The following is a 22,341-nucleotide window of genomic DNA, read 5'->3' on the forward strand; positions in this document are numbered from 1 at the left end:
CCCCCGGCCCCTCCCTTGTCAGGGAGGGGAGAGGTGTCAGATTACGTCGAGGACCAGACGGCGCGCCTTGGCTTCGTCGGCGCCGATATACCAGTTGGCCGGGGCCTTCTGCACCAGTTCCTCGAAGGGGACCTGCGACCCGGCGACGATGTCGCGGAAGCCTTCTTCCTCGATTTCTACCGAGGTTTCGATCTCGTGCAGCTTCGCCTTCAGCGTCGCGACCAGCATTTTCAGCGGACCGGACAGTTCGATGGTGCTGGTCATCTGCCGCTCGTGCAGCATCAGGCGCGTGCCCTTGGTCAGGAAACGCTTGTCGACCGGGAAGGCCGACATGAAGGTGGAGCCGGCCGAATAGACCGCGACCTTGCCCAAAAACAGTGCCTCGCGGCCGGTATAGTCGCGCAACAGGCGGATATCGTCGCCCATCGCGCGGGCGACTTCGGGGTCGCCGCCCAGCGTTGAAATCGACACGACCAGCGGGCCTTCGGCGGGAGCGTTGATGACTTGGTTGCGGAAGCTTTCGTACATCGCATGGTCGACCGGGCCGGCGAGATGGACGTGGGGGCGGGCGAGCAGCGGGTAATCGTTGACGTTGGTGTCGGGCATGACGGGAGTTCCCCTGTGGTGGTCGGCGGCGGAACCGGGGGAAGCGGGATTATGTTCCGGGTTCGCAAGAATTGATTCACGCGAAGGCGCGAAGGGCGCGAAGAAGAAGTTTAGAAGTTCGCGCGGAGACGCGGAGGCGTGGAGGGGTTGCATGCACGGTTGCCGATGCGCGCTGCCGCGCAGGGGGATGCATCGTCTAGCGCGGGAAAGGTCTGCCGGTCGCTTCCGTCATCCCGGCGAAGACCGGGGTCTTTATCGATCTGGCGAGGCAGGAGTCGCAGGGAGACCCCAGCCTTCGCTGGGGTGACGAAGGGCGCAAGGTTTGGTGCGAGACGGTGCCGCTGGCACACCGCCTCCGCGTCTCCGCGCCTCCGCGCGAACCCCTAAACTTCTTCTTCACGTCCTCCGCACGATCTGACGTCTTAGTCCCGCCCGTCGCAACGAAAAGGGCGACCGGTTCGCACCAATCGCCCCTCCTTCAACGCATTGAAAACAGGCTCAATATACCCGCTTCTTCGGCTTGATATATTCGACCTCGTCGGTGAGCGTGTAGTCGTGCACCGGGCGATAATCGATCGCGGTGGTGCCGAGCTTGCCGCCCCAACCGTCGAAGGTCGCGATGGTGTGCTTCATCCAGTTGGCGTCATCGCGATCGGGGAAATCCTCGTTCACGTGCGCGCCGCGGCTTTCCTTGCGGTTCTGCGCCGATTTGATCGTCACCATCGCCTGCGCCAGCAGATTGTCCAGTTCCAGCGTCTCGACCAGATCGGTGTTCCAGATCAGCGAGCGGTCGGTGACGTTTACGTCGGCGAACGACGCATAGATGTCGTTCATCATCGTCACGCCTTCGTTCAGCAGCGCGTCGTCGCGGAACACGGCGCAGTGCTTCTGCATCGTCTTCTGCATGTCGAGGCGGATCTGCGCGGTCGGCTTGCTGCCGCTGGCATTGCGGAACTTGTCGAGGCGGGCGAGCGCGAGGTCGGCCGAACCCTCCGGAAGTGCCTTGTGCGGGGTGTTGGGCTTCAGCGTTTCCTTGAGCCGCAGGCCGGTCGCGCGGCCGAACACGACCAGATCGATCAGCGAGTTGGAGCCGAGGCGGTTGGCGCCGTGCACCGACACGCAGGCCGCTTCGCCGACCGCGAACAGCCCCGGCACGACCGAGTCCGGGTTGCCGTCCCGGTTGGTCACGACTTCGCCGTGATAGTTACACGGAATGCCGCCCATATTGTAATGGACCGTCGGGGTCACCGGCAGCGGCTGGCGGGTCAGGTCGACGCCGGCGAAAATCTTGCCGGTTTCGGTGATGCCCGGCAGGCGTTCGGCCAGCACCTTGGGATCGATATGGTCGAGGTGCAGGAAGATATGGTCGCCGTCCTTGCCGACGCCGCGCCCTTCGCGCATTTCCATCGCCATCGACCGGCTGACGACGTCGCGCGAGGCGAGATCCTTGGCCGAGGGGGCGTAGCGTTCCATGAACCGCTCGCCATCCTTGTTGGTGAGGTACCCGCCCTCGCCACGTGCGCCCTCGGTGATCAGCACGCCCGCGCCGTAGATGCCGGTCGGGTGGAACTGCACGAATTCCATGTCCTGCAGCGGCAGGCCGGCGCGCAGCACCATGCCGCCGCCGTCGCCGGTGCAGCTATGTGCCGAGGTCGCGGAGAAATAGCAGCGGCCATAGCCGCCGGTCGCCAGCACCACCGAATGGGCGCGGAAGCGGTGGATCGATCCGTCTTCCATGCAGAGCGCGATCACGCCACGGCAGACCTTGCCCTCGGGCGTGTCCTCCATGATCAGGTCGAGCGCGAAATATTCGACGAAGAAGTCGGCGTCGTACTTCAGCGACTGCTGGTACAGCGCGTGGAGCATGGCGTGGCCGGTACGGTCGGCGGCGGCGCAGGTGCGCTGCACCGGCGGGCCTTCGCCCATATTCTGCATGTGGCCGCCGAACGGACGCTGGTAGATCGTCCCGTCCTCGTTCCGGCTGAACGGTACGCCGGCATGTTCCAGCTCGATGACGGCCGCAGGCGCTTCGCGGACCATGTACTCGATCGCGTCCTGGTCGCCGAGCCAGTCGGAGCCCTTGACCGTGTCGTACATGTGCCACGTCCAGTGATCGGGCGTGTTGTTGCCGAGCGATGCAGCGATGCCGCCCTGTGCGGCCACGGTGTGCGACCGGGTCGGAAACACCTTGGTGATGCAGGCGGTCTTCAACCCGGCTTCGGCGCTGCCCATGGTGGCACGCAGGCCCGAGCCGCCCGCACCGACGACGACGACGTCATAGGTGTGGTCGATGATCTTGTAAGCGTCGGTGGCCATTATTCGGGCGTCCCGGTGAAAGCGATACGGAGGATCGAGAAGGCGGCGAGCAACCAGCCTGCGCCATAGACGAGGTTCAGCACGACCAGCGCGACGACACGCGTTTCGTCATGCTGGTAATCCTCGATCACGGTCTGCAACCCCATCTTGGCATGGTAGAAGACCGAGGTGGCGAGCAGGAGCAGCGGCACCGCGCCCCATGCCGACGACACCCAGCCATAGACGGTGTCATAGTCATAGGCGGGCAGCATCGCGAGCGACAGCACGAGCCAGACCATCAGCACGAGGTTGGAGACGGCAGTCAGCCGCTGATGCCAGAAATGATGCGCGCCGGCCTTTGCCGAGCCGAGGCCGCGAACGCGACCGATGCTGGTTCCGTTACCCATTACTGCTTCCCCACCAGCAGCCATGCCCACAGCGCCGCGGTGGCGCAGGCGGCGAAGACGATCGTCCCGATCGCCGTCTTGCGGTTGCTGTTCAGTTCGAAATTGGCGCCGATATCCATGAAGAAATGGCGCACGCCGTTGCCGATATGCTGGAACAGCGCGAAGCTGAGGCCGATGCCGACGACGTAGCCGACGATCGCGAACGGCCCGGTGAACCACGACAGGAACCGCGCATAGCTGTCCTCGTCCCCGGCAAGCGCCGCCAGCCACCACACGAACAGCGCGAGGCCGACGGTGCCCATGGCAACGCCGGTGGCGCGGTGCAGGATCGACACCAGCATGTTCGGGCCCCAGCGCCAGATCTGAAGATGTGGCGATGTCGGGCGGGCTTTGGGGCGGACCAGGGCCAAGTCGGGCGTTCCTCAGGCAGTGCGACCGCGCGCATATGCGGTCTTCCAGCGATTGTGGCCTATCTACGCACCCCACCCGCCGATGCAAGTGTGCATCCGCGAAAGGCGTTTCGGCAATGCGGGTGGTCAACGGACTGTTAACGCCTGCACGTTACCCCACAGGCTGCGCATCGGCACAGCAGGCCAGTCGCGCAAGGGGAACAGGGGATTCGCACCGTGGCGACGAAGACACTGCCGGCAGCCGAGAGCGTCAGCCGGACGATCGATTTGCAGGAACGCCTTCATCTGTTCAACATTTCGTCGGCGGATGTCGACGCCGCCCGCGCGCTGTGGCGGGTGATTGAGCCGGAGGCGCGACTCGTCGCCGCTGCGCATTTCGATCAGTCGCAGAAAGTCGGCGGGCGCAACAGCATGTCGGCCGATTACGAGCGGATGATCGAGCTGGGCGTCACGTATCTGCGCAACCGCTTCACCAACCTGACCGGCCTTGCCTGGGTCGAATCGTGCGAACGGACGATTGCGCGGGCGTTTTCGAACGACGTGCCGCTGACCGCGATCCTGTCGATGGGCGATGCGGGGGCGCGGGCGCTGCTCGACGTTCTGCGCCGCGGGATTGCCGACGAGGCCGGGTTCCGCGATGCCGCCGAACTGCTGTTCCGGCTGCGCTCGATCGAATGCGAAGTGTTCGTGTCGCTCTATAATGCCTATGCGCAATATGCCCTGCAGGACTCGCGCGACCGGCTGGCGCATGAATTCCGCGACAATATCGGCGCGACCGTCGAGCGGGCCAGCCGCGAGAGCGACTCGCTGCGCGTCCATGCCACCCGCACCTCGGCCAGCGCGCGCGGGATGCTGGGCAAGGCGTCCGAAGTCGCCGCCGCCGCCGAACAGTCGGCGGTCGCGATGCGCGAGGCGGCCGCGACCGCAGCGGGCCTGATCCGCGCGATCGAGGATGCGCGGACCGAAGTGGAAGCCGCCGCCGAGATCGCGACCCGCGCATCGATACAGGCGGGAACCGCCGTCGGCATGTCGGAAACGCTGTCGGACCATGCCAAGTCGATCGAATCGATCCTCGGCCTGATCCGCGACATTGCCGGGCAGACCAATTTGCTGGCGCTGAACGCCACGATCGAGGCGGCCCGCGCCGGCGATGCCGGTCGCGGCTTCGCGGTGGTGGCGCAGGAAGTGAAGAGCCTTGCCAGCCAGACCGCCCGCGCGACCGACGACATCGCCGCCAAGATCGCCGCGATCCAGGCGGCAACCCGCTCGACCGTCGAAACCAACGCATCAATCCGCGCGACCGTCAGCGAGGTGCAGGAAAGCGCCAACCGCATTCGCGGCGCGATGGAGGTACAGGCGCAGACGGTGACCGCGATCACCGCCGCCGTCGACGAAACCGCACTGGCCGCCGATTCGATGTCGTCGACCATCGCCACGATCCGCGAGGATACCGAAACGGTCGCGTCGGAAATCGACCGTGTGGGAGACGGATTCAACTCGCTCGACGGCGAACTCGGGTCGCTCAAGACCAGCACGGTCGATTTCATCGGCAAGGTCGCGGCGTAGGGGACCGGCGGGCCGACCGCACGCCCCGTTGCCCACCGCCGCGCCGCCGCCTACACGGCGGAACATGGCCCATATTCTCCTGACCGGCGGATCGCGCGGGATCGGTGCGGCGATCGCCGACCGCCTGCGCGACGCCCACACCCTTGCCGTGCAATCGACCGGCGGCGACCTTCCTGCCGACTTCGCCGATCCCGCCGCACCCGCCGACCTGTGGCGGCGTGCGCTCGACCGGCTGGACGGCCGGATCGACGTCCTGATCAACAATGCCGGCGTGTTCGAAGCGAACCCGATCGACCAGTCCGACGACGACTGGGTCGCGGGATGGGAGCGGACGCTGCGCATCAACCTGACCGCCGCTGCCGAACTCAGCCGGCTGGGGGTGCGCCATTGGCAGGAACAGGGGCTTCCCGGTCGCATCGTCAATATCGCCAGCCGTGCCGCGCACCGGGGCGATTCGCCGGCGCACTGGCATTACGCCGCCGCCAAGGGGGGCATGGTCGCGATGACCAAGACCATCGCCCGCGCCTATGCCAGGGACCGCATCCTCGCCTTCGCCATCTGCCCCGGTTTCACCATGACCGGCATGGCCGAGGACTATGTGGCGAGTCGCGGCGGCGACAAGCTGCTGGCCGACATTCCGCTCGGCCGGGTGGCGATGCCCGACGAGGTGGCGGTGATGGCGGCGTTCTGCGCGACCGATGCCCCCGAATCGATGACCGGCGCGGTGCTGGACGTCAACGGCGCGAGCTATGTCCGATGAGCTGGAAACTGACCCTGCCCTGCACCCGCGCCGAGGCCGAGGCGATCGATGCGGCGGAGGATTTCGGAATCGATCCCGCGCCGGTGCTGATGACGACCGAGACGGTCGAGGACGATACCGAGACATGGCGCCTCGACGCCTATTTCGAGGCGGAGCCGGACGATGCCGCCATCGCCGCGATCACCGCGCTGGTGCCGAATGCCGCCGGGCGGGTGCCGCAGATCGAGGCGCTGGGCGACGAGGACTGGGTGACGATGAGCCAGGCGGGGCTGGAGCCGCTGTCGGTCGGGCGCTTCCATGTCCATACCGCCGCGCAGAGCGGCGAGGTGCCGGCGGGCAAGCGGGCATTCCTGATCGATGCCGGGCGCGCGTTCGGCACCGGCCATCACGAAACGACCAGCGGCTGTCTGGCGATGCTCGACCGGCTGGCAAGCGAGACGTTCGGCAACGCGATCGATCTGGGGACCGGCACCGGGCTGCTGGCGTTCGCGGCGCGCGAATTGTGGCCGGAAGCGCGGGTGATCGCGACCGATATCGATCCGGTGGCGATCGACGTGACCGCAGAGAATGCGCGGCTGAACGGGGTCGAGGCGGTCGAACTGGTCGTCGCGGACGGGGCGTTGTCCGACGCGATCACGGCGGCGGCGCCCTACGACCTGCTGATCGCCAACATATTGGCGGGGCCGCTGATCTCGATGGCACCCGAGGTGGCAGCGATCGCTGCGCCGGGGGCGACGATCGTGCTGGCCGGATTGTTGGAGACGCAGCGCGGCGATGTGGTCGCCGCCTATTCGGCATGCGGTTGTACGCTCGAGGAAGTCGACCGGCGCGGCGACTGGAGCGTGTTGCGGCTGACGGCCGGAGCGGAGCGGTTCGTGCCGACCAAGCCGATCGATCCGAAGGGGCGCGACGGCTGGGCGCTGGACCTCTGAACGACTTGGCGCCGTTGTGCGGCCGGGTGCCGGTCGGTCAGCGCATCGCGGTGGGACAGCCCTGACGCAACGCCGCCCGATCCGATTAAGCCACACCGGATCGGGCACACGACCACTCGGGCCGATCGGCATTCCGCTCCCTGGACGCGGGATGACTGCGCCATCTGCAATCGTCACTCCCGCGGAGGCGGGAGTCCATATGCGCCAGCCTCGCGGATTCAACCGAAACGTCGGCGGTTATGGATTCCCGCCTGCGCGGGAATGACGGAGATTCGCGATCGTCGCTGAACGTCGATCGACCGCTACTTCGCCGCCGTCCCGCCGGTCGCGATGCGCGATCCGTCTTCGTTGAGGCCGAGGTCGCGCAGCAGCGGCCCCACCTGCGGATCGGCGCCGTTGAAGTTGCGGAACATGGTCGCGTAATCCTCGGTATGACCCTTGGAGAGGATCAGGTCGCGGAAACGCTGGCCGTTGGCGCGGGTCAGGCCGCCATGCCGTCCGAACCAGTCGAACGCGTTCGCGCTCAGCATCTTGGTCCAGCTATAGGCGTAATAGCCCGCCGCATAGCCATTGCCCCAGATGTGGAGGAAATAGGTCGAACGATAGCGCGGCGGCACGTCGGCGATGTCCAGCCCGGTCTCCGCCAGCGCCTTCGCCTCGAACGCATCGGCGTTCTGCACCCCTTGCGCCGCGGTCAGCGAATGCCAGCTCATGTCCATCTCGGCGGCGGCCAGCGCCTCGCCGAACGAATAGCCCGAGTTGAACGTGCCGGCGCGCTTGATCTTGTCGATCAGGCTCTGCGGAATGACCTGCCCGGTGCGGTAATGGACGGCGTAATGCGGCAGGATCTTCGGATCGAGCGCCCAGTGTTCGTTGAACTGCGACGGAAATTCGACGAAATCGCGCGCGGTGTTGGTGCCCGAGATGCTCGGATAGGTCTGGTTCGCGAACAGGCCGTGCAGCGCATGGCCGAATTCGTGGAACATGGTGGTCACGTCGTCGAAGCTAATGAGCGCGGGCTGTCCGGCGGCGGGTTTGGTGAAGTTGCTGACGTTATAGATGACCGGCTTCGTCCCCAGCAGCTTCGACTGGTTGACGAAGTTCGACATCCACGCGCCGCCATTCTTGTTGTCGCGCTTCCACAGGTCGAAATACATCAGCCCGACCGGCGTGCCGTTCGCCTCCAGCACCTCATAGACGCTGACATCGGGTTGATAGACCGGAATGTCGGTCCGCCGCTTGAACGTCACGCCGTACAGCTGGTTGGCGGCATAGAACACGCCGTCGGTCAGCACCTTGTCGATTTCGAAATAGGGCTTCAGTTCGTCCTGGTTGAGGTCGTAGCGCGCCTTGCGAACCTGTTCGGAATAGAAATCCCAGTCCCACGGCTTCAGTTTGAAATCGCCACCGGTCGCGGCGATTTGCGCCTGCAACTCCGCCGCCTCGCGCCGCTGTTCGGCAGCGACCGGCTTGCCCAGCCGCTGCATGAACGCCAGCGCGGTCTGCGGATTTTCTGCCATCTGGTCCTGCAACACATAATCGGCCCAGGTCTTGAAGCCGAGCAGCTTCGCCTTTTGCGCACGCAGCGCCGCAATCTGCACGATCGTCGAACGGGTGTCGTTGGCATCGCCCTTTGCCGCGCGGGTCCAACTGGCGTTGAACAGCGCCTCGCGCGTCGCACGGTTCTTCAGCGTCGCCAGTTCGGGCTGCTGCGTCGTATTCTGCAACGTCAGCACATATTTGCCGGCCAGGCCGCGTGCCTTGGCCGCATCGGCCGCGGCGGCGATCTCGCCCTCCGACAGTCCGTCGAGCTTCGCCCGGTCGTCGACCACCAGCGCGCCGGCCTTCGCCGCAGCAAGCAGCTTCTGCTGGAACGCGGTCTCCAGCGTCGAAAGCTGTGCGTTATACCCGCTCAGCGTCTTCTTGTCGGCGGGCGACAACAGTGCCCCGGCGCGGACCATGCCCTGATAGGTAAGCGTCAGCACCTGCAACTGTTCGGCGGTGAGGCCCAGCGACTGGCGCTGGTCGTAGAGTGTCCTGACCCGCGCGAACAAGGCGGGGTCGAGGTTGATCGCGTCCTGATGCGCGGCGAATTCGGGGGCGAGTTCGGCCTGGGTGCGTTGCAGCGTGTCGTCGGTATTGGCTCCGACCACCCCGTAAAAGGCGAGGCTGGCGCGTTCGAGCAAGCGTCCCGACCGCTCCATGGCCGCGATCGTATTGTCGAACGTCGGTGCACTGCGCACGCGGGTGATCGCGGCGATTTCCGCGCGCTGCTCGGCCATGCCGGCGCGGATCGCCGGGCTGTAATCGCTGCTCTTGATCCGGTTGAACGGCGGTGCCTGGAACGGCAGCGTGCTGGGACGTGCGAAGGGATTGGTCGCGGGCAGCGGCGCGGCGATGGCGGTGGTCGACAGCATCAGGATCGTGGCGGCGGCGGTAACGGGAAACAGGCGCATGACGGCTCCATCGATACAGGGAGGGCGACTGTGTCGCACCACCCGCGCCGGCCCGCAATGTCCGCAATTCGGTTTAGGTCCGATCGAGCTTTACCGGTGTCCACTTGCCGAGGTCGAACAGAATCCTCCGCGTGCCATCTCGACTGCAACCAGCAAAAGGCGGCGGTACGCACGCTGCGCGTGACCGGCGTCTCCCGGTGCAAGCTGACGAGATAGCCCTATCAGCATTGGTGGCGGCGCAGGTCATACGAACCGCCACAGCCCGGCGGCGACCGCAAAGATGGTGACCCCGGCGATGGTCGATGCGATCGTCCAACTGCGGAACGTCTGCGCCTCGGTCAGCCCAAGATACTGTTTCACCAGCCAGAATCCGGTGTCGTTGACATGGCTGGCAATCGACGCGCCCGCGCCGATCGCGATCGTCACCAGCGCGATGCGACCGGGCGACAGCGCGGCGGCGGCGACGATCGGACCACATAGTCCGGCGGCGGTCACCATCGCCACCGTCGCCGACCCCTGCACCAGCCGGACGAAGCCGGCGATCAGGAAAGCGAAGAGCAACACCGGCAGTTGCGCGCTGGCGACGACGTCGGACACCTGCTGCCCCGCGCCCGACTGGATCAGCACCTCCTTGTACGCCGCGCCCGCCCCGACCACGAGCACCATCAGTCCGGCCGGTGCCAGCGCGCGGGTCATCACGTCGGACGCGACCGCCATCGCCGTCCCGCCGCGCACCAGCACCACGGTAACGAGCAGGCAGGCGAGGACCAGCGCCACGAACGGATGGCCGATAAAGCCGATGACATCGCGCGGCGTGCCGTCGGGCAGCAACACGCCCGCCACCGCCGCGGTCAGGATCAGCAGCAACGGCACCAGCATCCCCACCAATGCCCAGCCGAAGCCGAGCGGCGACAGGCGGGGCGCATCCTCGTCGAAGGCGGGCGGCGCGGCGAACGCACCGAAACCCGGCGCGCCATGCGCCAGCTTCGCAAAGACCGGCCCGGCCAGGATCGCCGCCGGAATACCGCACACCAGCCCGTAGGCGGCGAGGAGTCCGTAATCGGCGCCGAGCAGTTCGGCGACCGCGACCGGCCCGGGATGCGGCGGCAGCAGCGCGTGCATCGTCATCAGTCCGGCCAGCACCGGCAGCGCGAAGTAAATGACCCGCCGCCCGGCGCGCTGGGAAAGGGTGGCGAGCAGCGGCACGAGGATGATGAACGCCACGTCGAAGAACAGCGGGATGCCGACGATGATGCCGATGGCGGTCAGTGCCCATGGCGCGCGGCGTTCGCCGAACCGGTCGAGCAGGCGGTTGGCGATCGTCGCCACCCCGCCCGACGCCTCCAGCAACCCGCCGAGCATCGCGCCCAGCCCGATCACCACCGCGACGAAGCCCAGCGCCTCGCCCGATCCCTTGCGCACCGCCTCCAGCACCCTGGCCGGTTCGGCACCGAAGGCGAGGCCGGTGGCCAGCGCGACGATCAGCAACGCGAGGAATGCCGGCAGGCGCACCCTGAGCACCAGTACGACCACAGCCGCGATCGACAAGCCGACGATCAGCAACGTCCGCCATGGTTCGATCATCGCGTCCCCTCCCCCGTGCGCGCCCGAACGGAGCTGCGTTGACAACGCCAGACTAGGCGACGCGCGGAGCGGGTCAACCGCGATCAACCACCCTCGGTAACGACGTGATCGTTTCGGAAATGCCACGATCGGTGCAACGAGTGCCTTCGGCAATTCCGAAAAATGTAAGTCGATAGCCTTCACAACAAAGTGGCAAAGTCCTTCCGACTAAAAAATGTAGATATACCGTTACAAAAAAGCGTCTCGTACTAAAGATCGACCGCTTGCTGAAAAGCCTCGATAATTCTTGATTGCACCGACTAATAATTGGCGAGATGACGCCAAAAGTCCCGGAATCCGTCAATCGTATCCGTTGACACAAGGTTTCATTAATGACTCATTCCTCCCTACACCAGTGGAAAGGATTGAAACAAACCATTCTGCATAAACGATATTCGGCCAATTTGCCGAGAAGGCCGATCGCGGTCGCTATCTTTGCCAATAAGCGAGAAAGCGTGACTGGCGCCGATGCACCACCATTCGGGCATCGGCTCGCAAAACGCGCATTAGACTGATGAATTTCGAACGGATCTTCCGATGCGGACCGCCGCGTCGGTCGGGGAGTTGCGTCCTGCCGACACCGGGCGGGGGCATCATTGTTTCAACGCCGACTTCAGGGGGCTATTTTGCAGAAACCGACGATCACGTCCGCACCGACCACCTCGCTGGCTGCGGCCAAGAGCGCAGGTTCGGTCAGTCCGCAGACCGCCTATGTCTCGACTTTGGCCGACCCGATGGACGTCGGCGGCATGTCGGCCACGGAACTTCGAGAGATCGTGAAGAATGCGCCGGTCGGCGTGTCGTTCGATCTGACCACGGGCAAGCCGATCACCCTCGACATGAACCTGTATTCGCCGGGCAACGGCAATATGGAGGCCTATGGCCAGTGGCATCTGCGTTATCTGGGCGACATTGCCAAGGTGTGGAGCGACTATACCGGCAAGGGCGTCAACGTCGCCGTCTATGACCAGGGCATCGAAAGCGCGCATTGGGATCTGAAGGCCAATATCGACACGTCGAAGGAACTGATCGACAGCAATGGCAAGGTGCTGAGCGGCGAGCCCGTCTATTATTTCCCGGAAGACCAGACCGATGGCGCGCACGGCACCTCTTGCGCCGGTATCATCGGCGCGGCCCGCAACGGCAAGGGTGGCATGGGCATCGCCTATGACGCCAGCATGACCGGCGTGAACATCTTCGACTATTATTCGCAGGCCTCGGACACCGACTGGGCAATTTCGCAGGGCGGGAAGTTCGACATCATCAGCAACAGCTGGGGCTACCCGCCGATGTTCCCTGCCACCTCCGGCTTTTCGCGCGGCAATTACGAAGTGGGTTGGGGTGGGACGATGAACGTCCTGAAGGATCTGGCGGAGACCGGACGCGACGGCCTTGGCACGATCTTCGTCAAGGCGGTCGGCAACGACAGCGTCGATAACGCCACCGACGGCATGAACACCACCCGACACACCGTGGCGGTCGGCGCCTATCGCCAGGTCGATGGGGTCGCGTCGCTGTACAGCAATTGCGGCCCCTATCTGCTGGTGTCCGCGCCCTCGAACGATTTCCTGACGGTGGGCGGCACCGGGATGGTGAACGCCGACCTGCTGGGCTTGCGCGGGTACAACCAGGTCGTCGATCCCACCACGCCCGCCGACTATACCAATGATTTCGGCGGCACCTCGGCTGCGACGCCGGTGGTGTCGGGCGTCGTCACGCTGATGCTCGACGCCAACGAGAATCTGGGCTGGCGCGACGTTCGCGACATCCTGGCCGCATCGGCGAAGATGCCGGTGGCGTTCGAAACCGGTCCGGTCGCCTTTACGATCTCGAACGACGGCCGCGAGAGGACGCTGCCGATGAATGAAAGCCAATTCAAGCTGGGTGGTGCCAACGCCAACTGGAACGGCGGCACGATGCATTACAGCAACGACTATGGCTATGGCGCGGTCGATGCCTATGCAGCGACGCGCATGGCCGAAGTCTGGTCGCTGTTCGGCGCGGCGAAGACATCCGCCAACGAAGCGCATGTGACGGTAGAGACCGCGGTCGGCATCACCGCGACCAGCACCGGCAACAACAATCTCGACCATATGGCGATCTACAACAGCTTCCAGAAGGCGCCGGTCAGCTTCCAGTTCGACGTCAAGGAATCGATCGACGTCGAGCATGTCGACCTGTCGCTGATCTTCACCGAACTTACCAAGGTCATTCAGGGCAGCAACGTCAAAGACTATACGGTCGCGCTGAGCAACGTGCAGATCAAACTGATTGCACCCGACGGCACCGAAGCCTTCTGGGCATCGGACCGCGGCTATAGCACATCACAGGCGAATGACGAATTCACCTTCGGCCTTGCCGGTTTCCACGGCGTCGACAGCAAGGGCACCTGGACGCTTCAGATCTCGACCTGGGGTGCCGAGGGCAACGATGCCAATGGCGCATGGGAAGCGATCAACAGCCTGACCGTCAACGACCTGAAGATGGACCTGTTCGGCGCGAAGCCGACCACCGACGACGTCCACACCTATACCGACGAATTCTTCAAGATGCTGGCGATCGCCGGCGAATCCGATCGCGCGGTGCTGGTCGACCAGAATGGCGGCAAGGACTGGATCAACGCCGCCGCCGTGTCGAAGGACATCGTGCTCGACCTGACGGCGGGCAACGACACCAGCTTCGGCGGGAAAAAGGCGTTCACGCTGCAGGTCGGCAGCACGATCGAGAATGCGGTGACCGGCGATGGCAACGACACGTTGAACGGCAACGGCATCGCCAACAAGCTGTACGGCATGCGCGGCAACGACAAGCTGTTCGGCCTGGGCGGCAACGACACGCTGGACGGCGGTGCCGGCAAGGACTGGCTCGACGGTGGCAAGGGGAACGACATCCTGACCGGTGGTGCCGGCGAGGACGTCTTCTTCTTCGACAACAAGGGCACGTCGGGCATCGATCGCATCACCGACTTCGGTGCGGGTGACAAGCTGATGCTGACCGCCGCCCTGCGCGACAGCAATCGTGACGGCATCATCACCTTCGCCTCGAACGGTGTGCTCAACCTCGATGCATCGGGCCGGGGCGACCGGGTGATGCTGGAGGGCGTCAACCCGGCGAGCGGGCTGAAGTTCGCCGGCATGGAAAACGGCTATTACGTCTATGTCCTGAACGTGACGCATACCGACACGCTCGGCTGATCCACCCCTGACGTATCCGGGCCGGTCCCGGGTACGTCCCTGCCGGTGCGGCCCTTCCCGACGCACCGGCGGCTTTTCTCGGGAAGCCGGCGGACCGATGCCGGTGCCGCCCCGTCGCGCCGGATGCCGCGACGAACCCGCGCCCGACCGGCGCCATCCTGTCCGAACCGCCGCCCGGGTGCCGCCGGACGACAGGACACGACCCGCTTTTCACGTTCGACGATGTTTGGGGGAATGCAGCGATGACACCGACGACAAAGCCCGCTTATGCCACGCCGTTCGACAGGATCGATCTGTTCGACACCATGTCCCTGTCGAACGACGCGCAGCCCGCGATCGCCGCCGGCATGGTGCCGATGGCGACCATCGCCACGCCGCGCGACGTGTCGTTCGACACGCAGACCGGCAAGGCCGTCGAACTGGGCATGACCGTCCATTCGACCGCCGCCATCACCGAGACCGCCGACCAGTGGCATCTCGGCTATTTGGGCGACATGGTGAAGATCTGGCAGGATTTCACCGGCAAGGGGGTGAAGGTCGGCGTCTTCGACGACGGCACGCAGGGTTGGCACTGGGATCTCGACGCGAATTACGACGCGAGCAACCATCTGAACGTCGATGGCTGGGTGATCGACGGCAGCTGGGACGGTCCGTATCACGGTACGGCGGTGTCGGGCCTGATCGCGGCGGAGCGCAACGACCGGGGCGGCGTCGGTGTCGCCTATGACGCGAAGCTGAGCGCGGTCCCGATCTATACCAGCTGGGCGCCGGCCTATGTCGACAGCCAAGATTTCTGGAAAGCGCTGAAGGCGGCGGGGAACCAGTATGACGTCGTCAACAACAGCTGGGGCGGCGGCGGAAGTTCGATCAAGACCGAAACGTCGCGGTCCGATCCGGACAGCTGGGCATCGATGTATGCCAAGGGCTGGAGCGCACTGGCCGAGGGAGGCCGCGACGGGCTGGGCACGATCGCGGTAAAGGCGGCGGGCAACAGCGCCGCCAACGGCCTGAGCGAGGGTGGGGACACCACGCGCCACACGATCATCGTCGGCGCCTATCGCCAGGTCGACGGCGTCGCCTCCAGCTTCAGCAATTCCGGCCCCCATATGATGGTCTCGGCCCCGTCGAGCGACCGTATCTCCATGCAGGGCACGGGGCTGGTTTCCACCGACCTGCTCGGCGACGCCGGCATCAACTGGTGGAACGACATCGGCACCTATGAGGACATGGACGCCGCGAAGTCCGACTATACCAATGCGTTCGGGGGCACGTCGGGGGCGGCGCCGATCGTATCGGGCGTCGCCGCGCTGATGCTCGACGCCAACGACCAGATCGGCTGGCGCGACGTGCGCACGATCCTGGCGCAATCGGCCAAGCTGCCGATCGCGTTCGATACCGGGCCGGTGTCCTATACCGGCTTCATCCAGGGTGCCGACCGCACGGTGATGATGAACGAACGCCAGTTCGAACTGGCCGGACAATCGGCGAACGTGAATGGCGGCGCGCTGCATTACAGCAACGATTACGGCTATGGCACGGTCGATGCCTATGCGGCGGTGCGCATGGCCGAAGTGTGGTCGCTGTTCGGCGCGGCCAAGACGTCGGCCAACGAAGTCCATGCGACGGTCGAGACCGCGGTCGGCCTGACCGCGCTGGGCGATCCGGCGGCGGTGGCGGTCAGCCGGCAGGCGCAGACCGATTTCCTGACGACCCCGGTCCGCTTCACGTTCCAGGTCGGTGACAATGTCGACCTCGAACATGTCGACCTGACGATCGCCTTCCGCAACCGGCTGACCATCGCCGATGCCGATGGCGGCAACGCGTCGAGCTACGATTCCGACCTGACCGGCGCGCAGATCCGGCTGATCGCACCCGATGGGACCGAAGCGTTCATCGCCCCGCCCGGAACGCGCAGCGGTGCGGAGGGCCAGCAGCAATTCACCTTCGGCCTCGCCGGCTTTCAGGGGACGGAAAGCAAGGGGACGTGGACGATCGAGGTCGCGACCTATGCCCAGTCGACCGAACGCGACGGCAAGGCGGCGATCGTGACCAGCGACCTGTCGGTCGACAGCTGAAGCTGGACCTGTACGGCGCGACGCCGACCAACGACGACGTTCACAGCTATACCGACGAATTCTTCACGATGCTGGCAGTCGCCGGGGAATCCGACCGTGCGGTGCTGAGCGACCGGAATGGCGGCAATGACTGGATCAACGCCGCCGCCGTGTCGAGTGACGTCGTGCTCGACCTCGGCACCACCGGCGGGGCGAGCTTCGGCGGCACCCGCGCCTTCACCCTGCAACGCGGGACGCTGATCGACAATGCGGTGACCGGCGACGGCGATGACCGGGTCACCGGCAACAGCGTCGCGAACAAGCTGTACGGCATGCGTGGCGACGACCGGCTGTTCGGGCTGGGCGGCAACGACGTGCTCGACGGCGGGGCCGGCGATGACTGGATCGATGGCGGCCGGAACAACGACCTGCTGACCGGCGGTGCCGGCGACGACGTGTTCTTCTTCGACAACAAGGGCAAGTCGGGCGTCGATCGCATCACCGATTTCGGCAAGGGCGACAAGCTGATGCTGACCGCGGCGCTGCGCGATCGCAACGGCGACGGCATCATCACCTTCGGCCCCGACGGCGTCCTCAATCTCGACCGGTCGAGCAACGGCGACAAGGTGGTGCTGGACGGCATCGATCCCGATAGCGGCCTGAAATTCGCCGGCATGGAGAATGGCTATTACGTCTATGTCCTGAACGAACCGGTCGTGACGCCGATCGGCTGACCGGCGGGCGCGACCGGGGAGGACCGGTCGCGCTTCCCCTTTCGAACGATGGAGCAATGCCCATGACCGATTTCGATCCCAGGCCGAACCCGATCGGCGCGGGTCTGGCGGGCGCCGGCAACCCCTTTGGCATGGGCGATTGCGGGGCGGAGCAGGTCGAACGTGGCCAGCCGGTGCCCGAAGCGCTGCTGGCGCAGGCACGGGCGCATCCCGGGCAGGTCCGCATCGTGCGGCGCGGACAGGCGATGACCATGGACCTGCGCCCCGACCGGCTGACGATCATGGTCGACGATGATGGCCGGGTGATCGCCGCGCGCTGCGGTTGATCGGCCCCGGACGTTGATCGATCGGGGCCGTCGATAGGTCGGAACCGGCTCGTCCGTTGGCACGGCGCGGACCGGACTCCGCCCTTTTTCCAGCGATCGATATGCAGGGGCGTTGGAAAGGTCGGCCATGGCGGTAAAGGTCCGATTGTGACCGAATCGGAAGCTCTTGCCCGCCTGACACCGCGCGAACGCCGCTGCCTCGAACTGGTGGCGCGGCATTACGACACCGGACAGATCGCCGCCGAACTGGGCATTTCGGTCGCGACGGTGAACGGATATCTGGCCGATGCCCGTCAGAAACTGGGGGCGCGCAACCGCAAGGAAGCGGCGCGGATGCTGGGCGCAATGCCAGTTTCTCCTGCCGAAACAGCGACTTCCGGCACCCCCATCGAAGATAGGGGTATGTTCGAACGGGTTGAGCCGACCCCGCCGGCCCGGCCACCATCCGCCCCGCAGGTCGAGAAGGGATCGGGGGGATGGTTGTCCCGGCTGCTCCATCTCGAACGGACGACCGAGCCGCACCGTTTCGGGGCGGGGGGTCGTACGTTGATGATCGTCGGGCTGGTGGTGGCGCTGTGCGCCGCGCTGGCCATGTCGGTCGTCGCTGCCGTGGGCCTCGTATCGATTTTTGCGAGCCTGCGTCCTTGAGCGACGAAGGGGCGTTACATGCACACACCACTGCATCCGGTGGTCACCGACATTACCCATGGGCTGTTGACGGCGGAGCGGTCGAACGACGATGCGATCGTGTCGGCCGCCGCGATGATCCAAGCGCTGGTCGCCGATCGCGGTCAGCTGCAACTCCAGTTCGGCACGATCCAGGCGCCGGCGACCGATGCGGCCATGGCGATGATGCTGGCGGTCGAAGCGCGCGCGCATCTCGGCCGCTGTCACAAGCGGATGCACGAGATCGGCGTCGACCACGCGCTGTTCGCCCCGACTGCGCATGGCGACGTCTTTCCGACGACGGGTGCCAGCGAGGCGACGCGGTCGCCGCTGCCGCTCGCGGCCTGACCGATCGGGCGACCGCGTGAACGCCTGGCTCTATCTGGCGCTGCTGCTGACCGTTTCGGTATGGACGCTGTGGCGGGGCGGCGCACCCGAACGGATCGCGATGCTCGCGATCCTGTTCGCGGTTGCCGCCACGATCGCGGTCGCATCCAACCACGTGTTCACCAGCCGCGAGATCGGCATCTTCGCGGTCGACCTGGTCCTGACTCTGGTGATTTGTACGCTGGCGATGCTGGCGGAAAGGTTCTGGCCGTTATGGCTAAGCGCAATATTGATCGTCGGCGTGATGCTGCAACTGGCGATCTGGTACGCTCCGCGCTCGTACCGGGAAGTCTATCTGATCCTGCACGCGATGAGCGCGTATCCGACGCTGATGCTGATCCTCGCGGGGACGCTGCGCCATCGGCACCGGCTGCGTCGCGACGGGCACGATCCGGCATGGTCGAGGACGCGACGCCGGAAAACGCCGCCCGCGCCCGCCGACTGATCGCGATGAAGGACCGGATCGCCGGTCTCTATCCGGTGAAGGTCACCGACCCGGTCTATGACGCGCTGTTCCACCTCTATATCGCCGAGGAGGAAGGGCGGCCGATGTCGGTATCGGCGGTGGCGCCGATGATCCGCGTGCCGTCGACGACCTGGCTGCGCTGGGTAGCGTTGATGGAGGAGGCCGGGCTGGTCGTCCGCCGCCCCGATCCGTCGGACGGCCGCCGCAGCTGGATCGCGCTCACCCGCCAATGCAAGGCGCGGCTGGACGAGCTGATCGCCGATCTGTGGTAACGGTCGGGCGTGCGATACCGTACGCTCGAACCGGTTCCGCAACGATCATGGCGAAAGCGGCGGCAAGCCCGCCCGACTGTCCGTTCCGGCGCCGCACAAAGCAAATGCTTGAAGACGTTGTCTAATATCGCAATTTAATCCGCTCGACGTCGAAATTGTAACGGTTCGTCGGGATGCGTGCCAAAACTATTGGTAGTTTACCACTACAGCTTCTGGCAGAAATACCAGGAACGGTAATCCTTTCGGACGGTTGATGCGCCCGAACCGGAAGCGTCCCCTACGCCCCGGTCGGAGGAACCGACCATGAAACCACTGGCGCTGATCTTGATCGGTGCGGCCACGCTGTCGGCCTGTGCTGCACCCGCCACCCGTATCTCTACGGGGTTGCAGCGCTATGGTCTCGATACGCAGCGTGCCGATTGCGTCGGCACGCGCCTGCAGGGCGATCTCTCGCTCGGACAGCTTCAGCAACTCGGCCGCGCCGCCGCCGCTTATGGCAAGAACGATCCCAATCCCGGCGTCCTGACCGTCGGCGACCTGATCCGGGTCGCGGGCGAACTGAGGGACCCGGCGATCCCGCTGGCGGTCGGCAAGGCTGCGGCAGGCTGCAACGTCCTCCCCTGACGCCCCGGTTCCCATTCGCAATCACAGGAGCAATTCGATGAACAGCGACGAATTCGAAGGCGGTATCCGCTATGCGACCGGCAAGGTCGAAAAGGCCGTGGGCGATGTCGCCGGCCGTCGCGACTGGCAGGCCGACGGGGTGGTCGATCAGGTCGCGGGCGGCGCGCAGCATGGCTATGGCCGCGCCAAGTCGATCCTGAACGACGCGATCGACAGCGCGCCCGACCTGCTGAAGGACGCACGCGACCGGCTGGAGACGACCGTACGCGCCGCGCAGGATCGGCCGCTGGCATGGGCGCTGGGCGCGATCGCGCTCGGCTATGGTCTGGGCTGGCTGATCCACGGGCGGCACGACTGAGCCATCATGACGAAGGCGTCGTTCAAATCGCTGCGTGAGACCGCCGACCTGCGGCATTTGCGGCAGATCATCGTTGGTCTCGATGAGGGCGTGATCCTGATCGATCCCGATCAGAGCCTGTTATGGGCGAACGACGCCGCGCTGGCGATGCACGGCGTGCGCGAGCTTGCTGATCTGGGCGCGACCGTCGACGAATATCGGTCACGTTTCCAGCTGCACTATCGCAACAACCACCGCCTGTCCGCCGACGACTATCCGATCGACCGGGTCGTATCGGGCGACAGCTTTTCGGAAGTGGTGGTCGAGGTGACGGTGGCCGGTGAGCACAGGCCGCGCTGGACGCACAAGGTGCGCAGCCTCGTGCTCAACGATGCCGACGATGCCGAACCGGCCTGTCTGGTGCTGATCGTGCAGGACGTGACCGCGCAGTACGAGGCCGAGGACCGGTTCGAACAGTCGTTCAACGCGAACCCGGCACCCGCCGTCATCTGTCGTCTGAGCGACCTGCGGTTCGTGAAGGTCAATCGGGGGTTTCTCGACATGACCGGCTACGCCCGGGATCAGGTGCTCGACCGCACGGTGTACGACATCGATGTCCTGCGCCATGCCGACCGCCGCGATCTGGCCAAGGAACGGCTGGCCGAGGGGCGCACCATCCCGCAGATGGAGGCCGAACTCGACCTGCCGGGCGGCGAGACCAAGCTGGTGATCGTCGCCGGACAGCCGATCGAAATGGGCGACGAACCCTGCCTGCTGTTCACCTTCGCCGATCTCGAACCCCGCCGCCGTGCGCAGGATGCGCTGCGCCACAGCGAGGAACGCTTCACCCGGACGTTTCAGATGGCGCCGGTGCCGATGGCGATCGGTGCGCGCGACGGGCATCTGCTGTGCGAGGTCAATGCAAGCTTCACGCAGATGACGGGCTATTCCCCGGACGAGATCATCGGCCGCCCGCTGGGCGAGGTCGGCCTGTGGGAAAATGCGGCGGTCCGTCGCCGGGTCGAGGCGGCGATCGACGCCGGGCACGACCTGCGCGACGAGGAAGTGCGCATCCATGCCAAGGACGGCGCGATCCTCGACTGCATCGTATCGACCGAGGCGATCCGGCTGGGCGACGGTGCCTGCATCCTGTGGGCGGTGCAGGACATCACCCAGCGCAAGGCGACCGAGGTCGAACTGGTCGAGGCGATCGAGGCGGTGATGAAGGACACCAGCTGGTTCAGCCGGTCGGTAATGGACAAGCTGGCCCGGCTGCGCACGCCGCAGGGCGAGAAGACCGGTCCCGGCCTAAACGACCTGACCCCGCGCGAACGCGACGTGCTGGCGCTGATCTGTCGGGGACAGGACGACAAGACGATCGCGCGGACGCTGGACGTGTCGGCCAACACCGTGCGCAACCATGTCGCCCGTATCTACGCGAAGATCGGCGTCAATCGCCGGATCGCGGCGGTGGCATGGGCGCGCAACCGTGGTTTCGACGACGGCACCCGGCTGGAAACCAACGACCGGGAGGCAGCGGCATGAGCGACAGGATACCATCCGATCGTAAGACCGGTCCTGCGGTCGCTGCCGACAAGCCGTCGGTCCGCGCTGCCAAGGGATCGGTGCATGAAGCGATCGGCAAGCTGATCGGCGACGATGCCGCCTGCGCCCATGGTTCGGCCGAAAAGGCGGCGGGCGAAGCCGCCGACAAAGACAAATCCTCGCGGCCTTGAGCCGCAAGCGATCCGTAACAACAGGAGTAACCATGGCGACCAATCTGAACACCGGCTATCGGCCGGCCGACCCCGCTCAACTCGACAAGACACCGACCCGTATTTCGTGGGGCGCGGTCTTTGCCGGCGTGGTGATCGCGGTCGCGGTACAGCTGGTGCTCGGTATTCTCGGCGCCGGCATCGGGCTGACGATGGTCGACCCGGTCGAAGGTACGACGCCCGGGGCTGCCGGCTTCGGCATCGGCGCCGGCATCTACTGGCTGATCACCACCGTCGTCGCACTGGGAGCCGGCGGTTATGCTGCGGCCCGCGTTTCGGGCGTGACCGAACGGTTCGATGCGCTGGTCCATGGGCTGGTGGTGTGGGGCGTCACGCTGATCCTGACGCTGTATCTGCTGACCTCGGCGGTCGGCGGCATCATCGGTGGCGCGTTCCGCACGGTCGGTGCGGTCGCCGGTACGGCGGGCAGCGCGGTCGGCACGGTCGGTTC

General features: G+C 65.6%; 21 protein-coding genes and 1 pseudogene. 16 read left to right on the plus strand and 6 right to left on the minus strand.

The window, feature by feature from the left end; genetic code table 11:
- Window positions 1-36: 36 nt before the first annotated feature.
- The 4 genes from ASE59_RS18350 to sdhC all read right to left on the minus strand — a co-directional run bounded on the left by ASE59_RS18350 (window position 37) and on the right by sdhC (window position 3,718).
- The gene (locus ASE59_RS18350) at window positions 37-606 is read right to left on the minus strand and encodes a hypothetical protein (RefSeq protein ID WP_056459849.1); all 570 of its coding nucleotides are present in this window, start codon (window positions 604-606) and stop codon (window positions 37-39) included.
- 498 nt (window positions 607-1,104) lie between these two features.
- Window positions 1,105-2,922, minus strand: coding sequence for a succinate dehydrogenase flavoprotein subunit (sdhA, locus tag ASE59_RS18355; RefSeq protein WP_056459852.1), 1,818 nt, complete (start codon window positions 2,920-2,922; stop codon window positions 1,105-1,107).
- Complete coding sequence (gene sdhD / locus ASE59_RS18360) at window positions 2,922-3,308, minus strand: succinate dehydrogenase, hydrophobic membrane anchor protein (protein ID WP_056459855.1); 387 nt, start codon at window positions 3,306-3,308, stop codon at window positions 2,922-2,924. The genes sdhA and sdhD overlap by 1 nt, the downstream gene beginning before the upstream one ends.
- Complete coding sequence (gene sdhC / locus ASE59_RS18365) at window positions 3,308-3,718, minus strand: succinate dehydrogenase, cytochrome b556 subunit (protein WP_056459856.1); 411 nt, start codon at window positions 3,716-3,718, stop codon at window positions 3,308-3,310. Before sdhC ends, sdhD begins: the two co-directional genes overlap by 1 nt.
- Window positions 3,719-3,934: 216 nt before the next feature.
- Here sdhC and ASE59_RS18370 point away from each other — a divergent pair, with 216 nt between their 5' ends.
- The 3 genes from ASE59_RS18370 to ASE59_RS18380 all read left to right on the plus strand — a co-directional run bounded on the left by ASE59_RS18370 (window position 3,935) and on the right by ASE59_RS18380 (window position 6,976).
- Window positions 3,935-5,284: a methyl-accepting chemotaxis protein gene (locus tag ASE59_RS18370; protein WP_235515847.1), complete on the plus strand. Its 1,350-nt coding sequence runs from the start codon at window positions 3,935-3,937 to the stop codon at window positions 5,282-5,284.
- A gap of 64 nt (window positions 5,285-5,348) precedes the next feature.
- Entirely contained in the window at window positions 5,349-6,044 is a 696-nt protein-coding gene (locus ASE59_RS18375) for an SDR family NAD(P)-dependent oxidoreductase (protein WP_056459859.1), read from the plus strand.
- Entirely contained in the window at window positions 6,041-6,976 is a 936-nt protein-coding gene (locus ASE59_RS18380) for a 50S ribosomal protein L11 methyltransferase (RefSeq protein ID WP_056459862.1), read from the plus strand. The genes ASE59_RS18375 and ASE59_RS18380 overlap by 4 nt, the downstream gene beginning before the upstream one ends.
- A gap of 302 nt (window positions 6,977-7,278) precedes the next feature.
- Here the strand turns inward: ASE59_RS18380 and ASE59_RS18385 are convergent, their stop codons facing one another.
- On the minus strand, window positions 7,279-9,432 hold the full coding sequence (locus ASE59_RS18385; protein ID WP_056459865.1) for a M3 family metallopeptidase: 2,154 nt from the start codon (window positions 9,430-9,432) through the stop codon (window positions 7,279-7,281).
- Window positions 9,433-9,675: 243 nt separating this feature from the next.
- Window positions 9,676-11,016 (minus strand): gluconate:H+ symporter, encoded by a 1,341-nt coding sequence (locus ASE59_RS18390; RefSeq protein WP_056459867.1) that lies wholly within the window; start codon window positions 11,014-11,016, stop codon window positions 9,676-9,678.
- 665 nt (window positions 11,017-11,681) lie between these two features.
- Here ASE59_RS18390 and ASE59_RS18395 point away from each other — a divergent pair.
- The 13 genes and pseudogenes from ASE59_RS18395 to ASE59_RS20835 form a co-directional block, all read left to right on the plus strand.
- Complete coding sequence (locus ASE59_RS18395; protein WP_056459869.1) at window positions 11,682-14,249, plus strand: S8 family serine peptidase; 2,568 nt, start codon at window positions 11,682-11,684, stop codon at window positions 14,247-14,249.
- 242 nt (window positions 14,250-14,491) lie between these two features.
- Window positions 14,492-16,324 (plus strand): S8 family serine peptidase, encoded by a 1,833-nt coding sequence (locus ASE59_RS18400; RefSeq protein ID WP_056459872.1) that lies wholly within the window; start codon window positions 14,492-14,494, stop codon window positions 16,322-16,324.
- Window positions 16,325-16,392: 68 nt separating this feature from the next.
- The gene (locus tag ASE59_RS18405; RefSeq protein WP_056459875.1) at window positions 16,393-17,037 is read left to right on the plus strand and encodes a M10 family metallopeptidase C-terminal domain-containing protein; all 645 of its coding nucleotides are present in this window, start codon (window positions 16,393-16,395) and stop codon (window positions 17,035-17,037) included.
- A gap of 62 nt (window positions 17,038-17,099) precedes the next feature.
- The gene (locus tag ASE59_RS18410; protein ID WP_056459878.1) at window positions 17,100-17,363 is read left to right on the plus strand and encodes an I78 family peptidase inhibitor; all 264 of its coding nucleotides are present in this window, start codon (window positions 17,100-17,102) and stop codon (window positions 17,361-17,363) included.
- 147 nt (window positions 17,364-17,510) lie between these two features.
- On the plus strand, window positions 17,511-18,011 hold the full coding sequence (locus ASE59_RS18415; RefSeq protein ID WP_056459880.1) for a helix-turn-helix domain-containing protein: 501 nt from the start codon (window positions 17,511-17,513) through the stop codon (window positions 18,009-18,011).
- An 18-nt stretch (window positions 18,012-18,029) separates the two neighbouring features.
- Window positions 18,030-18,377 carry a hypothetical protein gene (locus ASE59_RS18420; protein WP_056459883.1) on the plus strand — a complete coding sequence of 116 codons (348 nt, stop codon included), beginning with the start codon at window positions 18,030-18,032 and terminating at the stop codon, window positions 18,375-18,377.
- Window positions 18,378-18,393: 16 nt separating this feature from the next.
- Window positions 18,394-18,861, plus strand: coding sequence for a hypothetical protein (locus tag ASE59_RS20145; RefSeq protein WP_056459886.1), 468 nt, complete (start codon window positions 18,394-18,396; stop codon window positions 18,859-18,861).
- Window positions 18,813-19,154 carry a MarR family transcriptional regulator gene (locus ASE59_RS20150; RefSeq protein WP_056459890.1) on the plus strand — a complete coding sequence of 114 codons (342 nt, stop codon included), beginning with the start codon at window positions 18,813-18,815 and terminating at the stop codon, window positions 19,152-19,154. The genes ASE59_RS20145 and ASE59_RS20150 overlap by 49 nt, the downstream gene beginning before the upstream one ends.
- Window positions 19,155-19,457: 303 nt before the next feature.
- Window positions 19,458-19,778, plus strand: a complete 321-nt coding sequence (locus ASE59_RS18435) for a hypothetical protein (RefSeq protein WP_056459894.1) — start codon at window positions 19,458-19,460, stop codon at window positions 19,776-19,778.
- A gap of 37 nt (window positions 19,779-19,815) precedes the next feature.
- Window positions 19,816-20,136, plus strand: a complete 321-nt coding sequence (locus ASE59_RS18440; protein ID WP_056459898.1) for a CsbD family protein — start codon at window positions 19,816-19,818, stop codon at window positions 20,134-20,136.
- Between the two features lie 6 nt (window positions 20,137-20,142).
- On the plus strand, window positions 20,143-21,660 hold the full coding sequence (locus tag ASE59_RS18445; protein ID WP_056459900.1) for a helix-turn-helix transcriptional regulator: 1,518 nt from the start codon (window positions 20,143-20,145) through the stop codon (window positions 21,658-21,660).
- Window positions 21,657-21,851, plus strand: a complete 195-nt coding sequence (locus ASE59_RS18450; RefSeq protein WP_056459903.1) for a CsbD family protein — start codon at window positions 21,657-21,659, stop codon at window positions 21,849-21,851. The genes ASE59_RS18445 and ASE59_RS18450 overlap by 4 nt, the downstream gene beginning before the upstream one ends.
- 32 nt (window positions 21,852-21,883) lie before the next feature.
- Window positions 21,884-22,341, plus strand: a pseudogene (locus tag ASE59_RS20835) (hypothetical protein); the annotation flags it as partial.

The organism is Sphingomonas sp. Leaf10, assembly GCF_001421245.1.
Taxonomy (GTDB): domain Bacteria; phylum Pseudomonadota; class Alphaproteobacteria; order Sphingomonadales; family Sphingomonadaceae; genus Sphingomonas.